Source organism: Flexivirga sp. (genome assembly GCF_051955415.1).
Lineage (GTDB): Bacteria > Actinomycetota > Actinomycetes > Actinomycetales > Dermatophilaceae > Flexivirga.
On record NZ_JBQCGS010000044.1, the window covers coordinates 11925 to 33458 of the forward strand.

The 21534-nt window shown below is 67.5% G+C and carries 23 protein-coding genes; all 23 read right to left on the minus strand.

Annotated features, from left to right (window positions below; genetic code table 11):
- Nucleotides 1-23: 23 nt before the first annotated feature.
- Nucleotides 24-2777: an SGNH/GDSL hydrolase family protein gene (locus tag ACTHL4_RS07390; RefSeq protein ID WP_440282101.1), complete on the minus strand. Its 2754-nt coding sequence runs from the start codon at nucleotides 2775-2777 to the stop codon at nucleotides 24-26.
- Between the two features lie 28 nt (nucleotides 2778-2805).
- Entirely contained in the window at nucleotides 2806-3813 is a 1008-nt protein-coding gene (locus ACTHL4_RS07395) for a hypothetical protein (protein ID WP_440282102.1), read from the minus strand.
- On the minus strand, nucleotides 3813-5462 hold the full coding sequence (locus tag ACTHL4_RS07400; protein WP_440282103.1) for a hypothetical protein: 1650 nt from the start codon (nucleotides 5460-5462) through the stop codon (nucleotides 3813-3815). Before ACTHL4_RS07400 ends, ACTHL4_RS07395 begins: the two co-directional genes overlap by 1 nt.
- Nucleotides 5462-6793, minus strand: coding sequence for a hypothetical protein (locus ACTHL4_RS07405; RefSeq protein ID WP_440282104.1), 1332 nt, complete (start codon nucleotides 6791-6793; stop codon nucleotides 5462-5464). Before ACTHL4_RS07405 ends, ACTHL4_RS07400 begins: the two co-directional genes overlap by 1 nt.
- A 3-nt stretch (nucleotides 6794-6796) precedes the next feature.
- Nucleotides 6797-10423, minus strand: a complete 3627-nt coding sequence (locus tag ACTHL4_RS07410; RefSeq protein WP_440282105.1) for a phage tail tape measure protein — start codon at nucleotides 10421-10423, stop codon at nucleotides 6797-6799.
- Between the two features lie 65 nt (nucleotides 10424-10488).
- On the minus strand, nucleotides 10489-10722 hold the full coding sequence (locus tag ACTHL4_RS07415; protein WP_440282106.1) for a hypothetical protein: 234 nt from the start codon (nucleotides 10720-10722) through the stop codon (nucleotides 10489-10491).
- The gene (locus ACTHL4_RS07420) at nucleotides 10700-10897 is read right to left on the minus strand and encodes a hypothetical protein (protein ID WP_440282107.1); all 198 of its coding nucleotides are present in this window, start codon (nucleotides 10895-10897) and stop codon (nucleotides 10700-10702) included. Before ACTHL4_RS07420 ends, ACTHL4_RS07415 begins: the two co-directional genes overlap by 23 nt.
- A gap of 149 nt (nucleotides 10898-11046) precedes the next feature.
- Entirely contained in the window at nucleotides 11047-11679 is a 633-nt protein-coding gene (locus ACTHL4_RS07425; RefSeq protein ID WP_440282108.1) for a hypothetical protein, read from the minus strand.
- Nucleotides 11680-11699: 20 nt separating this feature from the next.
- On the minus strand, nucleotides 11700-12014 hold the full coding sequence (locus tag ACTHL4_RS07430; RefSeq protein ID WP_440282109.1) for a hypothetical protein: 315 nt from the start codon (nucleotides 12012-12014) through the stop codon (nucleotides 11700-11702).
- 106 nt (nucleotides 12015-12120) lie between these two features.
- Complete coding sequence (locus ACTHL4_RS07435) at nucleotides 12121-12651, minus strand: hypothetical protein (RefSeq protein ID WP_440282110.1); 531 nt, start codon at nucleotides 12649-12651, stop codon at nucleotides 12121-12123.
- A 4-nt stretch (nucleotides 12652-12655) separates the two neighbouring features.
- A complete protein-coding gene (locus ACTHL4_RS07440) occupies nucleotides 12656-12982 on the minus strand; it encodes a hypothetical protein (protein ID WP_440282111.1) in 327 nt (108 codons plus the stop codon).
- 22 nt (nucleotides 12983-13004) lie between these two features.
- Nucleotides 13005-13457, minus strand: coding sequence for a hypothetical protein (locus tag ACTHL4_RS07445; protein ID WP_440282112.1), 453 nt, complete (start codon nucleotides 13455-13457; stop codon nucleotides 13005-13007).
- Nucleotides 13454-13822 (minus strand): HK97-gp10 family putative phage morphogenesis protein, encoded by a 369-nt coding sequence (locus ACTHL4_RS07450; RefSeq protein ID WP_440282113.1) that lies wholly within the window; start codon nucleotides 13820-13822, stop codon nucleotides 13454-13456. The genes ACTHL4_RS07445 and ACTHL4_RS07450 overlap by 4 nt, the downstream gene beginning before the upstream one ends.
- A gap of 15 nt (nucleotides 13823-13837) precedes the next feature.
- On the minus strand, nucleotides 13838-14272 hold the full coding sequence (locus ACTHL4_RS07455; protein ID WP_440282114.1) for a DUF6093 family protein: 435 nt from the start codon (nucleotides 14270-14272) through the stop codon (nucleotides 13838-13840).
- A 3-nt stretch (nucleotides 14273-14275) separates the two neighbouring features.
- The gene (locus ACTHL4_RS07460; protein ID WP_440282115.1) at nucleotides 14276-14677 is read right to left on the minus strand and encodes a hypothetical protein; all 402 of its coding nucleotides are present in this window, start codon (nucleotides 14675-14677) and stop codon (nucleotides 14276-14278) included.
- Nucleotides 14678-14786: 109 nt separating this feature from the next.
- Entirely contained in the window at nucleotides 14787-15005 is a 219-nt protein-coding gene (locus ACTHL4_RS07465; RefSeq protein ID WP_440282116.1) for a hypothetical protein, read from the minus strand.
- Nucleotides 15002-16117: a phage major capsid protein gene (locus ACTHL4_RS07470; RefSeq protein ID WP_440282117.1), complete on the minus strand. Its 1116-nt coding sequence runs from the start codon at nucleotides 16115-16117 to the stop codon at nucleotides 15002-15004. The genes ACTHL4_RS07465 and ACTHL4_RS07470 overlap by 4 nt, the downstream gene beginning before the upstream one ends.
- An 11-nt stretch (nucleotides 16118-16128) precedes the next feature.
- Nucleotides 16129-16539, minus strand: a complete 411-nt coding sequence (locus ACTHL4_RS07475; RefSeq protein WP_440282118.1) for a hypothetical protein — start codon at nucleotides 16537-16539, stop codon at nucleotides 16129-16131.
- 3 nt (nucleotides 16540-16542) lie between these two features.
- Complete coding sequence (locus ACTHL4_RS07480) at nucleotides 16543-17862, minus strand: hypothetical protein (protein WP_440282119.1); 1320 nt, start codon at nucleotides 17860-17862, stop codon at nucleotides 16543-16545.
- A gap of 162 nt (nucleotides 17863-18024) precedes the next feature.
- Complete coding sequence (locus ACTHL4_RS07485; protein WP_440282120.1) at nucleotides 18025-19059, minus strand: phage minor head protein; 1035 nt, start codon at nucleotides 19057-19059, stop codon at nucleotides 18025-18027.
- The gene (locus ACTHL4_RS07490) at nucleotides 19059-19406 is read right to left on the minus strand and encodes a DUF6527 family protein (protein ID WP_440282121.1); all 348 of its coding nucleotides are present in this window, start codon (nucleotides 19404-19406) and stop codon (nucleotides 19059-19061) included. The genes ACTHL4_RS07485 and ACTHL4_RS07490 overlap by 1 nt, the downstream gene beginning before the upstream one ends.
- The gene (locus ACTHL4_RS07495) at nucleotides 19403-20959 is read right to left on the minus strand and encodes a hypothetical protein (RefSeq protein WP_440282122.1); all 1557 of its coding nucleotides are present in this window, start codon (nucleotides 20957-20959) and stop codon (nucleotides 19403-19405) included. The genes ACTHL4_RS07490 and ACTHL4_RS07495 overlap by 4 nt, the downstream gene beginning before the upstream one ends.
- 106 nt (nucleotides 20960-21065) lie before the next feature.
- Nucleotides 21066-21534 (minus strand): phage terminase large subunit (gene terL / locus ACTHL4_RS07500; RefSeq protein WP_440282123.1); only part of this gene is annotated, 469 nt, incomplete at its 5' end.

Genomic DNA, 21534 nt, shown 5'->3' on the forward strand with positions numbered 1-21534 from the left:
CCTCCCGGGCGGGGCTTGGGTGGTCATGCCGCCAGGCTGAGGAGGTAGCCGACGAGGTCGGCAGTGGACTTGGCGGCCAGGTTGGGTGCGTCAGCGAACAGCTTCGTGAGGTCGAAGATGTACGCGCCGGTCGCGTCCCAGGTGGTGCTGTTCCCCATGCCAGGGTTGTTCGGACCGAACCACACAGTGCCAGTGCCGGTGGTGGTCGCGGTAGCCCGGCTGTAGAGGGTGCCGCTGGTCGCCCCGGCCGAGAGGACCGCAACTGCATCACCGGACTTCAATGCAACCGTGGACCCAGAAACGTTCGACAGGGAGTTGACGTCGAATCCGAGACCAGCGGTGGCGTTTTTGACCGGCACGACCGTGAGGTAGTCGTGCCCGGCGACAATCGGGGCAGTGAACGTGTAGCGGATGGAGCCGGTATTGCCCCATGCAACTGCCTGTCGTTGCGCGGCTGAGACGATGCTGTAGGTCGTCGTGGTGCCGGTATTGCTGCCTGCGTCGGCCTTGGTGAGCCCGTCCGACAGCCCGTCCGCGTTGGAGTCGGTGCCGATAATTGCAGTCGACACGTTGTAGTCGGACTTTTTGAGCGTCGTGGATTGCAGGCCGGCGAGGGCGTCATCAGATGGGTTCGACCACGCATCGGCAGGGTTTGGACCCTGTGCGTACTTCACGAACGATCCGACCTTTACGGACCCGTTGGAGCGTTTGCCGACGTTGTTGACGTAGGCGGTCGCATCGGCGAGTTCGGTCGCGGTCGCAGACCAGTCGACCAGTCCCGGCTGCTCCAGGTGCGCGGCGGCGGGTAGCTGCCGGGTGATGTTGACCGCGCCCGGCATCACGACGACGGGGCGTATCCCGTCAGCCTGGGCGAGTGCGATCATCCGGTTGATGTTGGAGACCCACCGGGCCTCCGCTTGCGCCTGTGTCAGCCCGTTCGGCCACATGCTGACGGTTGCGCCGGATGGGTCTACGAACGTGGAGTTCTGATTGTTGTTCAGGTCGTTGGTGTAGAAGTGCAGCACGACCGTGTCGGGCTTCTCGGCCCGGACGTACTGGTCCCACCAAGCGAGCCCGTAGTCGGTGGTGGTGCCGCCGTAACCGTGCGTGACGACCTGGACGCCGGTCGCCTTCTGCAACTCCTTGGCGAATGCGAAGTCGGCGTACTGCGTCCATGAATCACCGAGTAGCACGATCTTCTTGCCGCTGATCCGCCCGCCTTGGCCCGCCTCTCGGATGGTGGTCTGCGACACGTACAGGTAGACCGGGGTGGCGGTGCTGGTGGTGACGTCGACGCGGACGTTGCGTGCTTTGGTTAGCGGGATGCGGTGGGCTTCGCGCACGCCGGTGACGGCCCGGGTGTAGACCGTGGTTCCGTCGTCGAGGTTCGTGACTGCCACCTGTAGGCCCTGGGTGGCGGGGTTGTCGTTGTTGTCCCGGTACGCGCAGGTCCAGAACTCCAGCACTGCGGATCTGCCGCCGGTGCGGATGGTGGCGGTGACGCCGTGGCCGGCCGCGAGTGACCCAGCGCGAATACCGCTCGGTGACGCCTGGTTCGGGATCGTCATCACGTTGTTGGCGACGTAGGCGTTGAGTGACGCCTGGTAGGTGAGCGACGACTGCACGGTGGGGCCGCCGTCGGTGGAGTTCTTCACACCGTATGTGGCCAGGGCGGCGTTCGGCTGCCACATTGTGGAGTATTGCTGTGGGCGGGTGTCCCAGCAGCCATCGAGGATCCCGCCGCGTGTGCCAACCAGTGGGGAGAATCCGGCGACTGCTTGAGCGAGAGCCTTGTATCCGAGTGAGGTGAGGTGCTGCCCGCCGACAGAGTCGATCCGGGATGCAAGCTGCCCGGCGCTCACGTCGGAGGGCAGGGGGCGCAGCACGGTGATTGTGCTGGCGGTCCACGCGGTGACCGAGACTAAGAACGCGGTCCCGTCGGCGGACACGACGGCCGCATCCCACGGGTTGGTTTGACCGGTCACGAGGGTCGCTAGAACTGCTTGGCCGGTGGAATCCACGGCCAGGGTGGTGCCACCACGGGTGCCGGTGACACCGGTGACGATGTTCTCCACCTTGTATCCCTGCCCGTTGGGGCGCGACCCGTTGTCGGCGGTCTGCCATGCGGTGGTGGGCAGCCCGGTGCGGACGCCGACAGGTGCTTGCAAGGAGCCGAGGTTGTCGGTGGCCTGCACGTACAGAGGGGCGAGGCCGGGAAGGGTAGCGCTCAGTCCGTTCGCGAGGGCGTATGCGGCCATGACGTCACCGGCGGGCGCGTTCACGAGCGCTGCGGACGCTGCGCTGGAGGCAGCGGATGCTGCGGCGGCGTCAGCGGAGTCGGCGGCGTCAGTTTGTGCCGTCTGCGCTGCGGTCTTCGCATCGTTCGCGGCGGTGATGAGCTCGCCGATGTCGGCGTACTGTGCCGGGACGGGAACGGCGGGTGGCCTGCTGGACAAGAACACGGTCGACGCGTCGGACGACCCGACCGCGACCCGCCAGGACCCGGTGATACCACCGAGCGGGGTCGGTTCGGCGTCGATGAGCAGGGTGTAACCCTTCGACCAGTCCTGCAACGACGCGTCATCGTTCGGGGTCACGTCGATGGTCGGGAACACCCCGTCACGGCCGACCGTGTAGGACCGGACCGCGCCCTTCTTCGCCACCACCCCGGAGCCCTTGATTGCCACATCCCGGTCCACCGACACCGACAACCGGGTGCCGACCGCGGGTGTGCCATCCGGGAACAACGGGTCCAACGTGAGCGTCTTCGTCGCCATCAGAGAGTGCTCCCATCGAGTAGGTCGGTCATGGTGTGGTCTCCTGCAGAACAAAGGGTGCGGCGGCACCCCACAGCCACAGGAAGGACCGGGGGTAGTCACCGAGCACCGAGGACCACATGCCTTGCCCTGCGAAGTAGTACGGGGCGGTGTTGCCCGGAAAGATTGGCCCGTCCTCGGTCGCGGTCCCGGTCCGCTGCCAGGCAACACCGTCCTTGGACCGGACGACGGACCCGTCGGGGGGTTCGGGGATGCCGGAGATGTCCCACACGCTGTCGGCGGTCCAGTCCTGCATCTGCTCCACCAGCAGGGTGACCCCGGCTGGGAGCGGGTCGTACTGAATCACGAGGCGGCTGGTCAGCATGGCTTGGTAGTCCGGGTTCGCGGCGATCATCGCTTGAATGTCGGGTTCGGCCACCACCTGCGGGCCGGCGATCGCGGGCATGACCAGGAACGACGGGGTCGAGTCGGTGGGTGGCGGGTTCTCTTGCACCCAGGGGCATTCGGCACGCACCACCTGCGACCCACCCGCCGTATAGGTGACCGTGACCCGGATGTCCATCCCGAGCCGTGCATCACCAGGTTCGATCGTGACCGGGTACCCGGTCGGTGGCGGGTCCGGCAGCGGATCGGACGGGGTGTCCTGCAGCAGCGTGTACGTCGGGTGCTCGGCCAGGAACCCGGGCCAGTCGGTCGACTCGCCGGTGATCGACTGCCACGCCGAGCTTTTACCCTGGCGTTGCCAGGCGGCGCCCGTGTCGTCGGTCAGGATCGCGTCCGGGTCCGGCTCCGGGTCGATGTCGTCCGGTGCGGTCATCAACTGGTAGGTGACGGTCGCGCCGAGCGGGAGCCACCCGGACGTGGCGGACGATGCGCCGTTGACGAACATCACCCCCCGGTCGTCGGTGGTGGAGATGATGCCGCGGGTGACGCTGCTCGTGCCGTCCGAGTAGGTGACGGTGGTCTGAATGTCCATTCCGACGGCGATGTCGGCGAAGTCGATATCGGCCGGGAAAGGGCCAGTCGGTACCGCCATCAGTTCGCCTTCTTCCGGTGCCGTGACATGGTCGAAACAATCTCCTGGGTGGTGCGACGCGGCGTACCCAACGTGAGGGTCGCGGTCGCGGTGTCGACGTCGACATCAACCTTCGTAACCCGCAGCGTTTCCCCCGTCTCCGGGATGTGCGCCATACACCCCGCGGTCAGCGCCCACGGCTGCAGCATCGCCCCCGACCCCTTGGCCACCACAGGGACGGACACAGTCGCCGTCGCCGACTTCGGAGACGTCGCATACTCGGCCAGCGCCGCCTGCGCCACCTGTGCCGCCGCCGCATACGACGACAGGCTGGTCAGGTCCAGTGGTGGCGCCTCCACCTGGGCGTAGGCATCCCAAGAGAGGCGTGCAATGTCCGGGTACGTCCACCGGTCCGCGAACAGCGTCTCGTATGCGGTCTCGCCGCCGGAGTCGGTGTAGGCGAACGTCAACTGGTTCGCAAGATCCCCATCGGACGCGGCCTCGTCGTAGGTGACCGCACCAGGCGGCATCAGCAGGGTCCGCCCCTGCGACCACGGCTGCCACAGCAAAGCCATCGACCCGTCATCCTCGCACGGGCCGACCCACCAAAAATGGGTGGGCACAAGGCTGTTCAAGTCGGCGAGGATGTCTGCCATGGATGCCCGGTCGGCGAAATCGTAAGACGTGATGATCGCCGACGATGTGGTGTCGATGACGGACCGGTCCGGGTTGATCGCGATATCGAGCCACATCGACCCGACCAAGTCGGTCACGATCTCGTGCGGCAGCAAACCGCCCCGGCCGATCGGGTTCCACCCCGGGATCGGGTTACCCGTGATGTCCCGCAGGTGCCGGAACACCTGCAAGTTCCACCACCCGGACCAGATCTCATCCCCGTCAAGGACCGTCTTATCCGCGGACGTGTCCACCAGTGCCCCGTTGTACTGGTAGCCGATCGTGACGTCATCGAAGACCGTGCTGTCGAACAAATGGGTGACCCGCGCCGCCGGGGACTTGGCCGACGACGACCACGACACGGTCCCGCCAGTGCTCCCATGCCACAAAAACACCTGAAACTTCGACTTGTTCGCCGACTTCGCGCCCTCCTGGTGGGTGGCGATGAGCGCGCGAATACTCGAAGAACTGTGCGAGGCGAAACCGTCCCCGTCATAGAAACCGTGGAAGCTCGCCAGCGAACAGTCACCGGCCCGCAACCAGCCGTTCGGCAACGTCAGCATCAGGGCGGTGACATGGTCGTTCGTGGGTAGCTGCCCGGACTGTGCCTGCGCGCCCCCGACGATCGGTTTCATCGTCGACCCCAGCCACCACGCGTCCTGCCGGGTCACCAGCGGCGTATACCGGATGGTGCGGTCACCCAAGTAGCCGGCCTGGCCCTCGAACGACGGCTCGCCAGAGGCCAGGGCGCCGCGGACCTGACGGACCGGCGACGACAAGCGCCCAGTCCACAACTTCTGCCCGGTGGTCCCATCCGTCAACCGCACCCGGCACCCTTGCTGCAGCTCCGGCAGCAGCACCTGGGTGGACAGCGGGATCGTGGCCTCCGAGCAGCCGCCCGGCGCGACCGTCGAGAACTGCACCCCGCCCACGTCGGGCAGGCGGTGCCAGTCCCCGGCGACATCCTGCACCGACACCCCCACAGGTGCCCGCATCAGCGTGCCCCGATGTGCAGATGCCGCGGGTAATACCAGGCGTCGACGGTGCCGGACGCCGTGGGGAAGTCACGCGTGCCCCCAAAATTGGTGTGCGACAACCACATCAGCAGGTTCCGGGCGCCCGGGTGCACCCGCGGGAACGACCCGTCCACGATCGGCGGCGGCACCATAACCCACTTCCCATCATCAGTGGAACCATCGCCCCCGATGAGGCCGACCCGGGACCTTTCCGAATCGACACGCATCAGCGTCCGCCCCGAAGGCCACCACGTCGACCACGTCGACACCAGCGCCGTAGTGCCAGCCCGTGACGTCGCCGTAGCCACCGGGATGAGACAGAACGCGAGCACGCTCCACGCCACCGACGGCGACGACGACGTCACACCGACCGTCCACGACATCTCACCCAGCGCGTCCGGTGGCAGATCCGTGTAGTCCATCCCAGCCGGCAGACTGACCGGGCCGAGATCCACCCACGCCCCCGATGTAGCGGCCGGGGTGACCAGCGTTGGTGCCGTGGAGATGATCTGGTGGCCGTAACCGTCATCCAGTGAAGCGGTCCACCACCCCTTGCCAGATGACGACGTACGCAGGATGTACGCCACGACCCGGAACTGTCCGGGCGGCGGGGTCTGCGGCAAACTCCCGATCCGTGCAGACTCCGCGCCGGTCAACGAAATATCCGGGAATGGCGGCAGCCCGGCCCACGGGTCGACGGTCGCGAATGGGTCGACCGACCATGACATCAGCCGCGTCGCATAATCGTGCACGTCGCCGCAGTCGAAATCCAGATTCAGCGGGGCCGGGGCGTCACCAATGATCGGGTCCGTGATCTCCACCGGGTGACCATTCTCCGGGCGGCCGTCCAATCCCAGCACCATCGGGGGAAGGTCCACGCGGGCGCCGAGGGCGAACGCGTCCGCGACAAGGTCGACCTTCCACCGCCAGGTGGACTGGTCGGCGTCGTCCGCCCACACCGTGGAGAAGTCCAACGGGTTCGCCGACGTCTGCCGGTGCAGCCGGAACCAGAGCGGCTCCGAGTCCTTCCGGGTCTGCCACATCAGGTAACCCGGGACGGTGCGCGTCAGGATCTCCGAAAGCCGCGAGATCCCGGACTCCGCGTACCGGCCGCGGGCGCGGAACGCCAGCGAGATCGTCCGCGCACCCTCCACCACACCGAGCACGCTGTTGTCGAACTCCGGTGCGCCGTAGTCGAAGTCTTCCGACCCCAGCCACATCTGCTGCTCAGACTGCTTGCCCGGGTTGAAGTCGAACAAAACGTTCGCCCGGTCAAGGGAGTCCACCACCTGGGCCAACGGCCACCCCATGCCTCAGCCACCCCTCTTCCGCGCCAGATGCCCCGACTGGGCGTCCGCGCGCGTCTTGCCTTGGATGCCAGCCTTCGAGCCAGCGTGTGACCCTGCGCGGGCGCCGACCTCCACGGCCCGTTCCAAACGTGTCGCGATCCGGTCCCATGCCGCCAAATCCCGGCCAGACATGCCACCGCCGCCGCTTTGCACGATCACCCGCGGGGTCGACTGCACAGGCAGCGCGCGTCGCCAGTCCGTCATGTGCCCGCTGGTGCCGCCGGGCACCCCACCAGTCGCGTACCCGGTGAGTTTGAACTGGCCCGCCCGGGCAGCCCGGCGCATCGCGAGCACAGCGCCGTGACCACCCATCGCGGTTACCTCTGCGGCGGTCAGGACATGCTCCCGGTCGCTGAGTCGCACGAGCCCAGTCGACAAGCGGGCGAGGATGCTGTCTGAGGTAGCAGTGCCCGGCCCGGTGACTCGGCCACCGGTGCGGTAGTCGATTCCGCCGGTGGCGAGCATGGGGATTCCGGCAGGTCCGCCATCGGCGTGGAACACTAGCCCGGCGCCGCGAGAAATGCGCTCGTCAACGTGCTTGACCACTTTGGTCGTGACGTAGTAGGCGCTCACGGTGAACGACTTGTCCTGCGCCGCGCCGAGGATGCCTCGGATCTGCCCGAGCACAGTGGAGTAGTTAGGCACCGACGAGTTGATCGTGACCGAACGACCGTTAGCGTCGACCTGGGCGCCCTTGATGTTGTTGATCTTCCGCTTCGTGTCCTCCGCGAGCGGCGCCGAACTGGTGATCGTGACTTTCTTGCCGTTCGTGCTGATCTGCGCGCCGTGGATCCGGTTGATCAGGTCGATCACCGCCGGCGCGTTCGGCGTCGAGGCCGGGATGATGACCGTCTTCCCGTCGGCGTCCACCGCGGTGCGGCCCAACACCCCGAGGAGGCGGGTGGTCTCCGCCGCGTTCAACGCGCTGGTGGGGATCGACACCGACCCGTCGGCGTTGATCCGGGCGCCCTTGATACCCAGCAGGTTCCGCAGCGTCTGCGGCGAATCGATCGCCTTCGTCGGGATCTTCACCGACTTGCCATTCGACGCGAGCACGGCGTCGTTGATCGAATACAGGGCAGCCGCAACCTGTTCCGCGTTCGGGGTGTCGGCCGGGATCGTGACGTGCTTGCCGTTGAGCGAGACGACGAGGTTGTCGGCCTTGTCGAGCTTGTAGATCGCCCCGTCGATGCCGTCGACCTTGACGGACGTGTCGGTGCCCGGCGGGAGCTTGAACAGTTTGTCGGCGAGGTTCTCCGCGTCCTTCGCGGACATGCCCATCGACTTCGCCATCGCGATGTAGTGCTTGCGGCCTTCCGCGATGACGGCGTTCGCCTGCCGCTGCGACCCGGTCGTCTTGAACGTGTTCGCCGCCCACTTATCGGTGGACGCCGCGATCTGGTCCAAGGCGGTGCGGTTGGCGCGGCCCTTCTCCGTGTGGATGTCGAGGGTCCGCCCGTTGTCCTTGAGCGCCTTGGTGGCGTCATCGAGAGCTGCCTCGAAGCCGACCTGGTCGCCGCGCTGCTCGAGCAGGGCGCTGCCGAGGTTGGCGATCGCGTCGGTCTCCTTCTGGAACGCGTCGGCAGCAGCCTGGGCTTCCTCCTGCTGCTTCTTGAGCGCGGCGGCGTTGTCTTTCCCGGAGTCGGCGGCAAGCTTCTGCTTGTTTGCGGTGTTCTGCAGCGCGTCGGCGTAGGCCGGCATCAGCTTGTTGAGCTCGGCGGTGGAGACACCCGACTTCTTCGCTTCGGCCTGGATCTGCGCGAACGCTTTCGCTGCGACGTCGGCGTGCCCGTCCTCGACGAGCCCGGCGAGGGCTTCACCGAGGCCCTTGAGGCGGGCCTTCACTGCGTCGGCTGAGGATGACGCGCCGGTGCCGAACGTGCCGAACCCGGTGGCCAGCTTGCCGATCGTCTCGCCGAGGCCGCCGGCTTTCGAGGTGGCCACGGACAGCCCGTCTGCGAACGACAGGGACTTGTCGGAGCCCATCGCGATCTGCAGATCGGCGAAGACGTCGTTGAGGCCCTTGCCCTTCGTGGCGGCTGCGATGAGGTCGTTGGTGAGTTTGTCGGTCGACCGGCCGTAACCCTCCTGAGCGTCGCCGGTTTGCGTCATGGCCGCACCGAGCGCCAGCACCGCGGTCGTTGCGACACCGATACCGATCTTCGTGCGGGTTCCCAGTGACCGGAACCGTTGCCCCAGAGTGCGGACGCGGGCGCCGAGGCCGGAGATCACGGACCCTGTGCCGCCGGCTTGGGTGGACCACAGCCGCAATGCTGCACGCCCCGCCTGGATATCCCTCCGGGTATCCCGAAACGCCTTCCCGACCTTGATCACCCCGGCGATCCCCAGCAGGGCGGCACTACCGAGGGCGGCCAGCAGCAGCCCGGTCGACTTCACCCCGTCGGGGAGCTTCCCGAGGACGCCGAGGAAGTTCGTCGCCCACTGGGTGAGTTTCCGCAGCGGCCCATCGGCACCTGAGCCGGCGCCGATGAAGAAGTCCTGCAGGGCGCCTTGCAGCTTCTCCAGGTCGCCCTTCCAGTTGTTTTGCTTCTGTGCCGCGATGAGGGCTGCGGTGCCGGACTTGTTGACCCCGTCGATCCAGCCCTTGATGCCGTCGGCGCCCTGGGTGTAGAGCACGTTCGCGGCGCGGATCGCGTCCGACCCGAAGATCGTCGCGAGGGCAGCATTGCGTTGCTGCTGTGTGAGACCGCCGAGACGAGACTGCAGCTGCCCAGCCAGGCCTTCCAAGCCGATGAAGTTGCCCTGCGCGTCGTAAACGTTGATGCCGAGCTCCTCCATGGTGGAGGCGGCCTTCTCGCTGGGGTTCGCCAGCGCGGTGAGCATCGTCTTCAAGCTGGTGCCGGCGTCGGATCCCTTCAACCCGGCCTGGTCGAACGCGGCCAGAGTGCCGACTGTGTCCTCCAGGGACAGGCCCATGGACTTGGCGACGAGTCCGGCCTGGGACATGCCCTGGGCGAGGGACTTCACCGACGCGGTCGACAGCAGCGATCCGTTGGCGAGAACGTCGGCGATGTGGCCGACGTCGCCGGCTTTGAGCCCGAACGTTTGCATGGCGTTCGCGCTGTAGGTGGCGGCGTCCGCGAGGGCGATGTTGTCTGTGGCCGCCAACGACAGGGCCCCGGCGAGCGCGCCGCCCATGATGTCGGAGGCGGTCAGACCGGCCTTGGCGAGTTCCTCGGCTGCCTCGGCTGCCTCCGTGGAGGAGAACACGGTGGAGGAGCCTGCGTCACGGATGGCCGCTTCGAGCTTGCCCATATCGGCGCCGGTGCCGCCGAGTTGGGCGCGGACACCGGACATGGCCTGGTCGAAGTCGGCGTACGTCTTGACTGCGAGGCCGACGCCGGCTGCGATCGCGAGCCCGGCGACACCGGCTTTCGTGCCGAGCTCATCCATGCTGCGCGCGTGCTCTTGCGCAAGCTGTGCCTGTGTCTGTTGCGACTGCGATGCGGACTGGGCGGCGTGGGCTTGAGCTGCTTCGAGCGCACGGGTCGAGACCTCGGCTTGGCGCATCCCGTTGACGTAGCCCTGCACCTGGGCCATGAGGCGGACGACAAGGGACTGCTCAGCCATCGACGAACCTCCTCCGGGCGTAAGGTGGGTCGACCACAAGGGCCGGACGAGGGGAGTCGATGGTGTTAAGCAACGAGGAACGAACCGAGCTGGGCCAGCTGCGGAACCGCAGGTTCTGGGCCACTACTGGCGTCGTTGTCGGTGTTGTCCTGCTTGTGGTTGCTGCGTTCGGTCAGGCCACGGGTGCCGCCGCAGTTGTCGGCGTTGTGCTGCTGGTCCTCGGTGTGGTCCTCCGCGCCAGGACGACGAACCGGATCCGCCTGGTGGAAGCCCGGCTCAAGGACCGGGCGGCGGGCCAAACACCGGCTTGACCTCGCCCGGGGAATCCGCGGCCGAGTCTGCTTCGACGGCGTACACCTTCAGCCCCGGCTCCGGGTCGGGGTTGTCCTTGCGGTACTGCTCCTCGGCCGCGCACGCCGCACACACGATGGTTTCGACGTCCCAGCCGCCGGTCCCGCCGTACGCCTTGCCCATCGGGTGACCACACGCCCCGAACGACTGCTCATACAGCGTGAGCGCTACCGCGAGCGCCCGATCAGTCGGCAACCATGTGCCGTCCTGGGTGCGACCTTCGCGGATCACCGAGAGGGGGACCTGCCAACTCTTCGCTGTGTGAAGGAGGTTCAGGACTCCTTGGTTGCGAGGTAGGCCGAGGCACCCGGCGAGAAATCCGGCATCACCACGTCGGTGTCGCCGTTGAACCCGTTCACCTGGTAGGCCGCCCCGGTGATCTTGTTGAACTGCTTGTCGCCGATCGCGTTTCGGAACGCGCGCAGCTTCTTGGCGGACATGGTGAATTCGTGGCCATTGTCGGTGCGGAAGGTCGCACCGTCGGAGATGAACCGGAACGCGAGCGCTTCGGACTTCTTGTCCTTGGGTTCGGTGCCCTTGTCGACTTCCTTGCGCATGGCGTCGAGTTCGTCGTCGCCGAATCCGCGCACGGTGACCCACAGGGCGTCGGCCTGCAACGTGTCGTACACCTGCTTCATGCGGGGTGCGAGCTCGACGAGCTTCGTCTGCGGGGTGACCTCGCCGAGGGCAGCGTCGGAGAAAGTGCCCTCGTCCTCGGGTGTGCTGCCGAGCTGGTTTTGCAGGTTGATGAATTCCTGCTCGAGTCGCTGGTATTCGCCGAGCTTGCCGAGGTTGCGGTAGATGCGGACGGTCTGGGTTTCGGTGCTGGCACCGTCGATCCAGGCGTCGATGTCGAAGTCGCCGTCGGCGGTGTCGAGTTCGGGGGTCTTGTCGAGCTTGGGCATGGTGTCTGGTCCTTGTCTGGTCAGCCGTTGGTGATGAAGGTGTCGAGGTCGAGGTAGCAGGACCCCTGCGGCCAGAAGTCGGGTCGGGGCAGGTCGTCCATATCGATCCGTCGTGCCTTGTAGTGGGTTGGCGCGCACTCCCAGTCGCAGCGGCACAGGACTTTCATGCCGTCGTCGTCGGTGATGAACTCTCGGGCGGTGAACCTGACCCGCTCGGAGTCGGGTTCTTCTGCGATGAACTGGGCATCGGTGCAGGCGATCCGGTTCGCGGTCAGTCCGTTCTCGGCGCACCATACGGCTACCGTCGCGCGGCGATCATTTGGATTCGTAGGCATGTCTGGTCCTTGTCTGGTGCGGTGCCTGGCATGACGTTTCCAGGGGTGGTCACCGTGCCGGCCGGCGGCCAGACAACGCGGGCGGGCACGGTGCTCAGGGGGTGCGTCAGGCGGCGATGGTGCCCTTCCACCGGTTCTGCACGAACAACGGCGTCGGGTGCTTGATCCACCCGTCCTGCGGTGTCTCCTGGTAGTCGTCGCAGACGCACTCGAACAGCTGGTATTCGTCGCCAGCCTCGAGAGGGTCGGTCGACAGCTTCGAGGTGTCGCGGCGCAGCAACCAGATCGTGGCTCCCATGACGGACACGGCCTGGAACGCGGCGTCTCCGACGTCACCGCCGGCGCCGGTCTCGGCCTTGCCGGTGGCGTCGAAGTACCGGAACGGGGTGATGTTCCCGTCGAACTTCGACGTGGTCGGAACGTCGGCGGCGACCTGGTCACACAGGGCCGGGTCGGACACGGTGTTCGCACCGGACGGGCCGAGCTTGAAGTCCGACTGCGCGATCCGGCAAGAGATGTCGGTGGTCGTGAGCAGGTCGGTGGCGAGCGACAACGCTTCCTTGTCGGTGGCTGCCGCCATGAGCGCGCTGTCGGCGAGGATGAGCTTCGTGTGGCCGGCGGCCAGGCTCTTCGGCATGGTGTTACTCCTTCGGTGAGGTGGCCGCCGAGGCGTCGGCGGTGTCGATGTTCGGCTTGAACGCGGCGATGGTCGAGCGGCCCTTGCCGCTGGCCTCCGCGCTCTTCACCCGGTCGACCTCTGCCGCGTCCGCGTCGGCCAGGTGCGCGAGCACCTCGTCGACGTTGTGTTCGGCTGGGTCGAAGACCGCCGGCCTGGCAGCGGCGGACGACTTGAGCGGCTGGTACTGCGGGAACCATGAGGAGCCGACCCAATGCGACGGGACGTACTCCTTCGCGTCCGTGGTGGTGTTCCGTGCCACCACGAAGCCCTTGCGGATGATGTTCGACATGAGTGAATCTCCCTGTGGCGGTTCAGGATTGGTTGAGGTCGAGCCGGTAAAGCATCGGTGTCACGTACCGGGCCGGGGACGCTGTCGCGTCCGGGCGCGGGTTGACCTGGTCGAGCTGCTCAAGGCATCGACCGGACCCGTGTAGGAGCACGCGGCCGGTGAGGGCGGCGCGGATCTTGAGCGCGGCGCGGCGGGACCGGTTCGCGTCGCCGCCGACGGCGGAAACCTGGAACGTGAGCGGGGTGAGGTCGCGGTCTCCGCAGAGGGAGTCGTTGCCGGTGTCGGAGCGGGCGCCGCTGCTCATCCACAGAAAGGCGGTGATGTGCACGCGCCCATCTGGGTCGAGCCGGTAGCCGGGCTGGTCGGCGTCGTCGACCGCACCGTCGAGGACGTCGAGGTTCGGCTGTGCTCGGAGTGCGGCGAGGATGGTGTCGTGGAGGACGAGGACCTGGTCGGCTTGCTGGTCGGGTGTCATCCGAGGGCACCGTCGACGAGCTGGGTCAGGGCGTCGATGAATGGCTGCTTGTTCCGGTCGAACGCCGGGATCATGTAGGGCTGCGGTGACATCCGGGAAGTGCCGAACTCGACGTAGGCGGCGTAGTTCGCGCCGGCGGACACGGTCGCGGTCGAGGTGTTGGCGTTGCTGGTGATCCGGGTGCTGATGCTGTTGCGGAGGTATCCGGTGTCGACGGGTGCGGCGATCTTCGCGTCACGCTCGACTCGTGCACCGGCCGCGCGTGTCACTTGGGCAGCGCCGTTGCGGATCTCGGCCGTGGAAGCTTCGAGGCGGTGTTGCAGTTCGACGACCTCGTGGGAGTCGAAGGTGACACCGTCAGCCATGGCAGCCTCCCGTGCTCAGTCGAGGTTGATGGTGGCGACGAGGTCGCGGGTGAACCGCTCGGAGCCGGATTGGACGTCAGTGACGACCATCGGCCGGTCGGCGGTGCGGGTCACGAGGTTGGTGTCGTTCGCGCATGCGGTGACCTCGACGTGCCAGCCCTGTTCGAGTCGGGGTGCGTCGAAGTGCAGCTGCAGCAGATAGGTGCGGGTGGTGACCTGTTGGTCGGCTTGGGCTGCGTCGTGGGAGTCGTTGAGTTCTTGGACGCGCGCGGGGCCGTCGTAGTGCGCCGGCCCGGGGATCGAGGTCTGCTGGTCGGTGGTCTCGTCGTAGCCGGTGGTGGCTTCGGCGGGGTTTCGGATGACGACGGTCGCGTTCATGCCGCCGGCGGCGACGGGTGCGTGGTGCTTCGACCAGTCCGGGTGGATCACGCGCGTGGTGTCGAACGGCATGGCTCAGAGGCCCCAGACCTGCGGTTCGTCCCAGTCGACGACACGACCCGTGTGCTCAGGCACGCACGGCCGGCCCGAATGCATTGGGACGAGGTCGAACCCGCCCCACGCGTTGGCGTCGTCCTCGTCGTCCTGCTGCCGCAACTGTGCGGCCCGGGCACGCAACGCGTCGGCGACTTTCGCGCCGTCGGTCTGCAGGTCCTGCGTCCGAATGACTTTCGAGACGAGGGTCTCTGAGACGGCGATCGCGTCCAGCGCGTCTGCCGCAGCACGGCGGACCCGGCCACCGTTGAGGGTGAGGTAGCCGGTGATCTGCTCGTCGGTGAGGTACTGGGTCGAGCCGACGTCGGCGAGGAGCAGGCGTACTGCCTGGACGGGGTCGAGCTGGTTGGCGACGTCGGTCATGGCCGCGAACCTCCTTGTGCTGGTGGACTGTTCGCGGGAAGTGATGGTGCGGCTGAGGGCACGCCGTAAGCCGGGGAAGTGGCCGGCGGTGTGCCCTCAGCGCGCTATGTCAGGAGCCTTCCGACTCCGTCTTGTTGTCCTCATCGCCAGGGGTGTCGGCGGAGGGCTTGGACCGGGCCGCACGGCCGCTCTTGGCGGCCTTGGCACCGGCAGGCAGCAGATCCGTTCCGATCCACTGCTTCGGCACCGGGTTCGCGAACCCATCAAGCGGGTTGCCCTCGGCGTCGACGACCTCGACGTAGTCCTTCTCGTCGTAGCTCTTCATCACGCTGCCGTCCCGTCCGAGGCGTAGATGAACTGGTCGTCACCGGCCGCGCCGCCGACGATGTGCCGGCACCGGAACCAGATCGTGTCCTCGTCGAACGAGCCCGCGTCACCGGACAACTGGCCGCCGCCGAGCGACTGCCCGGCGTCCGCCTTCTGCCGCAGGTCCGGGGTTTCGTAGCCGGTGAGGAACGCCGCGTAGAACGCCGGCCGGACAGCGGACGGGACCGGGATGACGAACCATGCGGTGCCCGGCAGGTTGTCCAGCACGGTAAGGGTGATGCCGGCGAACGGGTTGTTCTCCTGGACCTCCTTGCCGTTGGCGTCGGTGTAGCGGATCCACTGCGCACCGATGATGCGCTGCGCGGTGAACCGCAGCGCCGGACCGACGACGAGCTGCAGCTGCGGCGCGGTCAGCAACCGGCCGGAGGTGTCACGCTGGGTCGTCAGGAACTCCCACGCCGACTGCAGGTTGTCCGCGGTGAGCGCACCGGTGACGAGTCTGCTGCCCTTGAACACGGCCGTGTTCGGTGCACCCGTCAGCGGGTTCGCCAGGCCTGCGAGCACGGTGTCGTCTTCGGTGCGGGCGCACACGGCAGCCCACTGGCCGGGGACTTCCTGCAGCTCGTTCAGGTCGTCGTTCTGACGGGCCTCGAACGTGTAGCCGTAGCGCTCACCGTGCTTGCCGACCTTGATGAACTTGTCCTCGCGGTCCAGGCCCTTCGCGACCGGGTACGGCGTGTGCTCGGGCACCTTCGGCAGGGAGTAGTTCGACCCGACCAGGCTGCGGAGCGTCTTGGGCTTGAAGTTGCGGACGCCGGTCTGCTTCGCGAACTTCGTCCACTGCTTCTCCGCCGTCTGGTACTGACCGAGCATCTCGATGTCGAGCAGCTGACCGACCGTGTCCCGGAACAGGTCGGACGTGGTGAGCGCCTCGTTGACCGCGAGGCGGGCGTGGTTGTCGCCGGCGAACGCGCGGTCCATGAGCTTCTTCGCCTCGACGAGCAGGGCGCGGGTCTTCGCGCTCTCCATCGCCTGCTTGCGGCGCAGGACCGGCCCGACGCCGGACAGGGTGCCCTCTTCGGAGAGGCCGAATACCTCACTGAGCATCTTCATGAGTGGCCTCCTCAGACCTGTGCGATGCGCACCACGGCGGGACCGTCACCGGCCGCCTTGGTGGCGTACTTGTTGTCGGGTCCCGGCACGGTGTAGCCGAAGACGGTGTCGGTGCCGCCGTTGGTGACGGACAGGGCGAACGGGCCGGTGCCGGTGATGTAGACGGGCGTGCCCGGGCCGGTGATCGCGCCGGAGACGGTGAGCAGGTAGCCGCCGTCGGTGAGCACCGAGGCGTACCCGTCGGCGTTGCCGGAGCTGTTCGCAGCGACGCCGTCGAGCGACAGGGCCGCGGTGGAGTCGGCGCGGTCGGTCGCGGCGACACCGACGATGGACCCGACCATGACCGGGTCACCAGTCTTGGTGCCGGCCGGGACGGGCAGGTTGATGCCGGGGGTGTTGTTGGCGTAGACCTGGTTTCGCATGGCTCAGGCCCCCTTCTGCTCGCCGTACAGGAACGCGCGAGCGTCGGACTCAGAGATGGTGTCGCCACCGCCGGTGGTGGAGCCGAAGCCGCGGACCTGGCCGGCTCCGGCTTCCTCGGCGAGCTTGGCGATGGCGGTCTTGGCGGACTCGGTGAGCTTGTCGGCGTCGAGGCGGCCGTCTTCGCCGGTCGGGTAGTCGGCGGCGATGCCGGCGACCTGGTAGTCGTCGAGCTCGACCTGCGCCTCTCGGGCGGCCGTGCGGACGATGCTGTGCGCGTTGCCCTTGTCGATGACCCGGTGGGCCTCGGCGAGCTCAGCGCGGCTGGTGTCGCGCTCCTGGACGGCGGTGTCACGCTCGGATTCGAGCGTGGGCACCCGGCCAGCAGCCTCGGTGACGGAGGCGTACTGCGCCTCGTCGACCTGGATGTTTCCCATGGTGTCCTCCTGGACGTTGGGGATGGGTGTGTTCTCTGGCTGTCCGGCGGGTGCCGGGCCACTTGTGCGGCCGCTCTCGGCGGCAGGAGCGGTGACGGGCACGTACTCGGTGCGGACGTTCACCTCGACCGGGTCACCCGCCAACGACGCGGTCCCGTCGGCGCCGAGCTCGTAGGACTGCTGGAACATGCCCGTGCCCTGCTCGTCCTCGACGGTGAAGTAGACGACGCCCTTGTCGGGGTCGAAGTCCCGCACCCACGCGTAGGTCTTCTCGCCCGGGTGGGCGTCACGCACCGCGGTCTGCAGGGCGTCGCGGGTGTCGTCGGCGGTCGCTTCCCGGATGACGGGGATGTTGGCCGGGTTGGTGGCGTCACGCACCAGCACCGATGACCGGGCACGTGCGGATTCGTAGACCTCACGGATCGCCCCGCCTCGCCCGGCGGCGGTGACGAAGTCGACGCTGATGCCCTCGATGAGCCGCTTGATCGTCGGCTTGCCGGTGGCACGGTCGGCTTCGCCAACGTCGGCCGATGCCCGGATGCTGACGCCGATGGCGTCCTTCATCTCGGTCAGCACCTTCGTCCACGGCCCGAACGTGCGCGCCTCCGCCACGAGTGCTGTGCCGTCCCAGCGCGCGTCCTCGACGAGCACGGCGGCCACGTCCCGGATCGACCGCTCGGGCCGCTCGAACATCTCGGACTCGGACGGGTGATCGGCGAACATGAGCGTTCCGGCGCCGAACACGTCCGGTCCGGCGGCGGCTTCGAGAACCTCGGCGGGGTAGATGCCGCTGGATCCTTCGCCGGGGGTGATGATCTGCACGAGCATGTTGCCGCCCGCGGACGGTGCCGTTGCGACGGCACCAGACTCGGTGATCTTGGTGGGCATGGGGCCTCCTCGTGGGACCATTGGCGGATGGGTGTCGACGACGACCAGGACTGCCCGGAGCATGTTTGGGTGATGGCCGGGATGACATGCGATCTCGACGGCACACACATCGATTACGCGTGCAGCCGTTGCGGTGCGGTGATGGTGGAGGGGCCGGCGGAGTTACGAGGCGAGGTTTGAGACCGGCGTCGGCACCCAGCTCGGGCGCCAGCCAGGGTTCTCCCGTTTGACCGCCAGGTCTGACCAGTCGACCGACCCGGAGTCGAGCAGGTCGAGCCGGGTCTTGCCCATGACGGCGAGCTGGTCCTCGCGCGGCATGGAGTTGAACACGTCCTGCGCGGACGGCATCAACGAGTCCGGTTCCTCGATGTTGAACCCGAGGTCCTTCCACGACTGCGTCGCAGGCAGCCGGGTGCACCGGCACTGCTGGTGCCCGTCCGGGCCGCGCTCGTCGATCCGGTGGAACGTGCCGTGCTGTGCCCAGCACGCCGGACAAGTGCGCTTGTCGAGTGCACTGAGCCATTCCCACCCGGTGAGGACGTCGGCGTTCGCCTTGTTCTGAGCCAGCGAGGCGGCACGGTGCGCGTCGAGCATCTCCGTCCGGGCGATCATCGTGGCCCGGGCGCGGCCTCCGTCGAACCCGCCCTGCACGCGGCGCAGCATGTCCGCTCCGACCGTGCGCGGGTTGTCACCGACAGCCACACCGCGGATCAGTGCGGCGCGCATCGCCGCCTCAGCCTGTACCGACAACGGCCGGGACAACGAGGTGACCTGCTCCGTGGTGCGCTTCACGATCGCGGCCAACGCGTCCGGATCCACCATCGCCAGGTCCTTCGCGCCAGCGGGGAGTTGCGAGGACGCCAACCGGCGCTGCCAGTCGGCCGCCTCTTGCGTGGTCTTCGGCAACGCTTCAGCGACGGTGATCGGCAACTGCTTCCCGAGCTCGACCAGCGCTTCGCGAGTCACAGCCAGAGCGTTCTGTGCACGCTTCGCGCGGCGGATCTTCGCCGCCGATGGCCACTTCCCGTCCTTCGACGCTGCGACCAGGTCGGAGATCGCGGCATCCCACTCGTGTGCGAGTTCGTCCCAGGCGCTACCCCACGCCCGCAGGATCGCTGCGTCGGTGGCGTCGAGAGTGGCGAGGATCGCGATCCGCAGCCCGTTCGCGAGGCGGAGCGTCTCGCGCGAAACGGCCATCAGTTGAACCAGCCATCGGGGATGGGCACACACGGGACGGTCTGGCCGGCGAGGTGGTGCGTGGAGTCGGGCAGGAACTGCCACTGGCCGTCGCGCACGAAGCTATGGCAGGCCGTGTGCTCGCCCGGTGTGATGTTCGGGTGCCGATCGCGTCGCTTCGCTCCCGTGGGCTCCGGTCCTTCTCCGTCGGGCCACTGGACCGCCTTCACGAGAAGGGACGGCGAGAGCGTCGGCCGTTCAGTGTTCCCGTCGAAGGCCCACCCGTTCGGCCCGGTCGAGACCATGTGCAGGGCGTCGCATCCGGGGCACCACAGGAATACGTGGTCGCCGTCGACACGGACGATCATGCCGCGCCCGGGTAGTCGCCTCGTTGGATCGCGGCGAGCACGGACCGTGCGGCGGTGGCGTCGGCCTGGTCGATGAACTCGCCATCGTCGTCGGTTACCTTCGCGAGCCACTCGTCGACGTCATCCACCCGGAGCGCCTGCATCAGCAGTTGCGCGACGAGCAGCGGCGGCAGTTTCCCGGTGGCGTCGGCCTTCGTGATCGCTTCCACGAGCGCGGCCGGGTCGGTGTCGTCCAGGTCCGGCCAGGTGACGTCGATGGTGCGGTCCTGACCACCCAACAACTCGATCCGGTCCAGGCCGGTGATCGGATCCGTGGTGATCGTGCCCCGCAACGGCCCCTGCGGTGCGCGGACGGCGGCGTCGATGACGTAACCGAGGATCGCGCGCATCGTGTCGGCCCACAACGACCGGCGCATTCCCATGAGCAGGTGGGTTGGCTTGTCGAGGGTTTCAGCGACAGCGCGGGCGCCGGTGACGCCGGGGTCGGACAGGATCATCGTGACCGGCAGATCCGTCGCACTGGCGACCATCCCGGCCAGGGGCCGGCCAGACTGCGAGTCGATCGTCGCGCCGGACTTGTTGACCGCCTCGAACGACTGCCCCTCGCCTTGCACGACGGTGCCGGGGGTGCCGTCTGGGGTGCCGGCGGCGAGCCGGCCACGCACCTGCGCGGCGCCACGTCCGTTCTTCGCGGTCGCCTTGAAAGCGATGCTTGAGAGCGCCTTCACGAGCTTGGCCCAGTCCTGCAGGAACTCGGCGTACCCGCGGCCCCACGCGATCGCCGGGTAGACGTCGCCGATGCCGTACCGCCACCCATCGAGCCGGTTGACGGCGACGTGCACGATCGGCTGATCCCACCGGATCTCGTGCCCGTCCAGCGTCTTGGGTCGCTGCCTCGGCCGGTACGTCACGGTCGGGTGATACACGATCTGCGTCTCAGGGCTGGTGCCGATACCGGTCGCGGTCTTCACGATGCGGTTGGTGGTGGCGGTGCGGCGGATGAACCAGACGTCGTCGGCGTCGTCGGGGTTGCGGACGATGTCGTCGACCTGCGTGAACGGCACACTGCGGACCTGGACGCGGCCGGTTAGGGGCGAAGTGACGAGGACGAGGAACACGTTGCCGTCGGTGGCGAGGGCGCGCTCGTTCTCCTCCCGGGCTTGCCCACTGGTGAACGCGGCACGGTTGAGCGGGTCGTCGAGGAATCCCTGGATCACCGCGTTGATGTCCTGCGCACCGGCGTCTTGGGAGGCGCGGGCGGTGATCTCCACACCACTGCCGAACACATACGCGATCCTCAGGTTGATCGCGCGACCGATCAACGGATTGATCACGGCAGCAGCACGACAACGTCGAGCCGCGGTGTTCAGGTAGGTCTTGTCGAACTCGTCCAGGCCGGTCAACGAGCCGATCCGCTCCCACCCGCGATCTTCGAGGGCAAGCTGAGCATCAACGAGAGACTCTTGGAGCACCTCGTTGTGTGACTCAGACTCGTTCAGGCGTTCCTGGAGGGCGGCGACCGTCGAGGTGGGGCCGGTGGGGACGAGGCTCATCGGTCACCTCCTGGTCGTGGCGGGTCTCGCATTCGCGGGCGAGCGGGTTGGATCGGCCAGTGCTTGTTGCAGATGGCGCACCGCCACAGGTCGTCAGGTTCGGGCATCAGATCGCCGTCGCCCACCCGAGGTCGATGTCTTCGTCGTCGAGCAGCTCGTCCGCGTCATGGGTGCCGCCGTCGAGGATCGGCACGAGCAGCAGCCGGTGCACCGCCTGCGACATTCCGTCCACCGTGTCGTCATGAGCGGCGCCGGGGAAGTCGCGCGCTTCCTCAGTCAGGTCCGTCACCCACGCTGTCCCGTCGACGGCGACCGGGTCGGGGAGGACCACGTCCTTCCCTTCGACCAGGGGTGTGATCGCCGCTGCGCGGGCGTACTTCGACCCCTCGGGTTCGACGGGGATCAGCCCGCCGACCTTCGCGCGGAGCGCGTTCAGGATCGCGGGCCCGTTCGCCTTGTCCTCGACGAGCACGGCGCGCCCGGGGAACTTCGCGATGACCTGGCGTAGCGCGGCGAGCGTGCCGATGAAGTCGAGCCGATCGTGGACGCGGTAGAGCAGGTACCGCCGCGCGCCG

Coding starts and splice junctions, on each gene's coding strand:
- ACTHL4_RS07430 (WP_440282109.1), bottom strand. CDS start 12,014: ATGCCTACGAATCCAAATGATCGCCGCGCGACGGTAGCCGTATGGTGC.
- ACTHL4_RS07405 (WP_440282104.1), bottom strand. CDS start 6,793: ATGGGGTGGCCGTTGGCCCAGGTGGTGGACTCCCTTGACCGGGCGAAC.
- ACTHL4_RS07440 (WP_440282111.1), bottom strand. CDS start 12,982: ATGTCGAACATCATCCGCAAGGGCTTCGTGGTGGCACGGAACACCACC.
- ACTHL4_RS07435 (WP_440282110.1), bottom strand. CDS start 12,651: ATGCCGAAGAGCCTGGCCGCCGGCCACACGAAGCTCATCCTCGCCGAC.
- ACTHL4_RS07480 (WP_440282119.1), bottom strand. CDS start 17,862: ATGCCCACCAAGATCACCGAGTCTGGTGCCGTCGCAACGGCACCGTCC.
- ACTHL4_RS07460 (WP_440282115.1), bottom strand. CDS start 14,677: ATGACCGACGTCGCCAACCAGCTCGACCCCGTCCAGGCAGTACGCCTG.
- ACTHL4_RS07475 (WP_440282118.1), bottom strand. CDS start 16,539: ATGCGAAACCAGGTCTACGCCAACAACACCCCCGGCATCAACCTGCCC.
- ACTHL4_RS07495 (WP_440282122.1), bottom strand. CDS start 20,959: ATGAGCCTCGTCCCCACCGGCCCCACCTCGACGGTCGCCGCCCTCCAG.
- ACTHL4_RS07400 (WP_440282103.1), bottom strand. CDS start 5,462: ATGCGGGCACCTGTGGGGGTGTCGGTGCAGGATGTCGCCGGGGACTGG.
- ACTHL4_RS07390 (WP_440282101.1), bottom strand. CDS start 2,777: ATGGCGACGAAGACGCTCACGTTGGACCCGTTGTTCCCGGATGGCACA.
- ACTHL4_RS07490 (WP_440282121.1), bottom strand. CDS start 19,406: ATGATCGTCCGTGTCGACGGCGACCACGTATTCCTGTGGTGCCCCGGA.
- ACTHL4_RS07420 (WP_440282107.1), bottom strand. CDS start 10,897: ATGGGCAAGGCGTACGGCGGGACCGGCGGCTGGGACGTCGAAACCATC.
- ACTHL4_RS07425 (WP_440282108.1), bottom strand. CDS start 11,679: ATGCCCAAGCTCGACAAGACCCCCGAACTCGACACCGCCGACGGCGAC.
- ACTHL4_RS07450 (WP_440282113.1), bottom strand. CDS start 13,822: ATGGCTGACGGTGTCACCTTCGACTCCCACGAGGTCGTCGAACTGCAA.
- ACTHL4_RS07455 (WP_440282114.1), bottom strand. CDS start 14,272: ATGCCGTTCGACACCACGCGCGTGATCCACCCGGACTGGTCGAAGCAC.
- ACTHL4_RS07445 (WP_440282112.1), bottom strand. CDS start 13,457: ATGACACCCGACCAGCAAGCCGACCAGGTCCTCGTCCTCCACGACACC.
- ACTHL4_RS07395 (WP_440282102.1), bottom strand. CDS start 3,813: ATGGCGGTACCGACTGGCCCTTTCCCGGCCGATATCGACTTCGCCGAC.
- ACTHL4_RS07470 (WP_440282117.1), bottom strand. CDS start 16,117: ATGAAGATGCTCAGTGAGGTATTCGGCCTCTCCGAAGAGGGCACCCTG.
- ACTHL4_RS07410 (WP_440282105.1), bottom strand. CDS start 10,423: ATGGCTGAGCAGTCCCTTGTCGTCCGCCTCATGGCCCAGGTGCAGGGC.
- ACTHL4_RS07485 (WP_440282120.1), bottom strand. CDS start 19,059: ATGGCCGTTTCGCGCGAGACGCTCCGCCTCGCGAACGGGCTGCGGATC.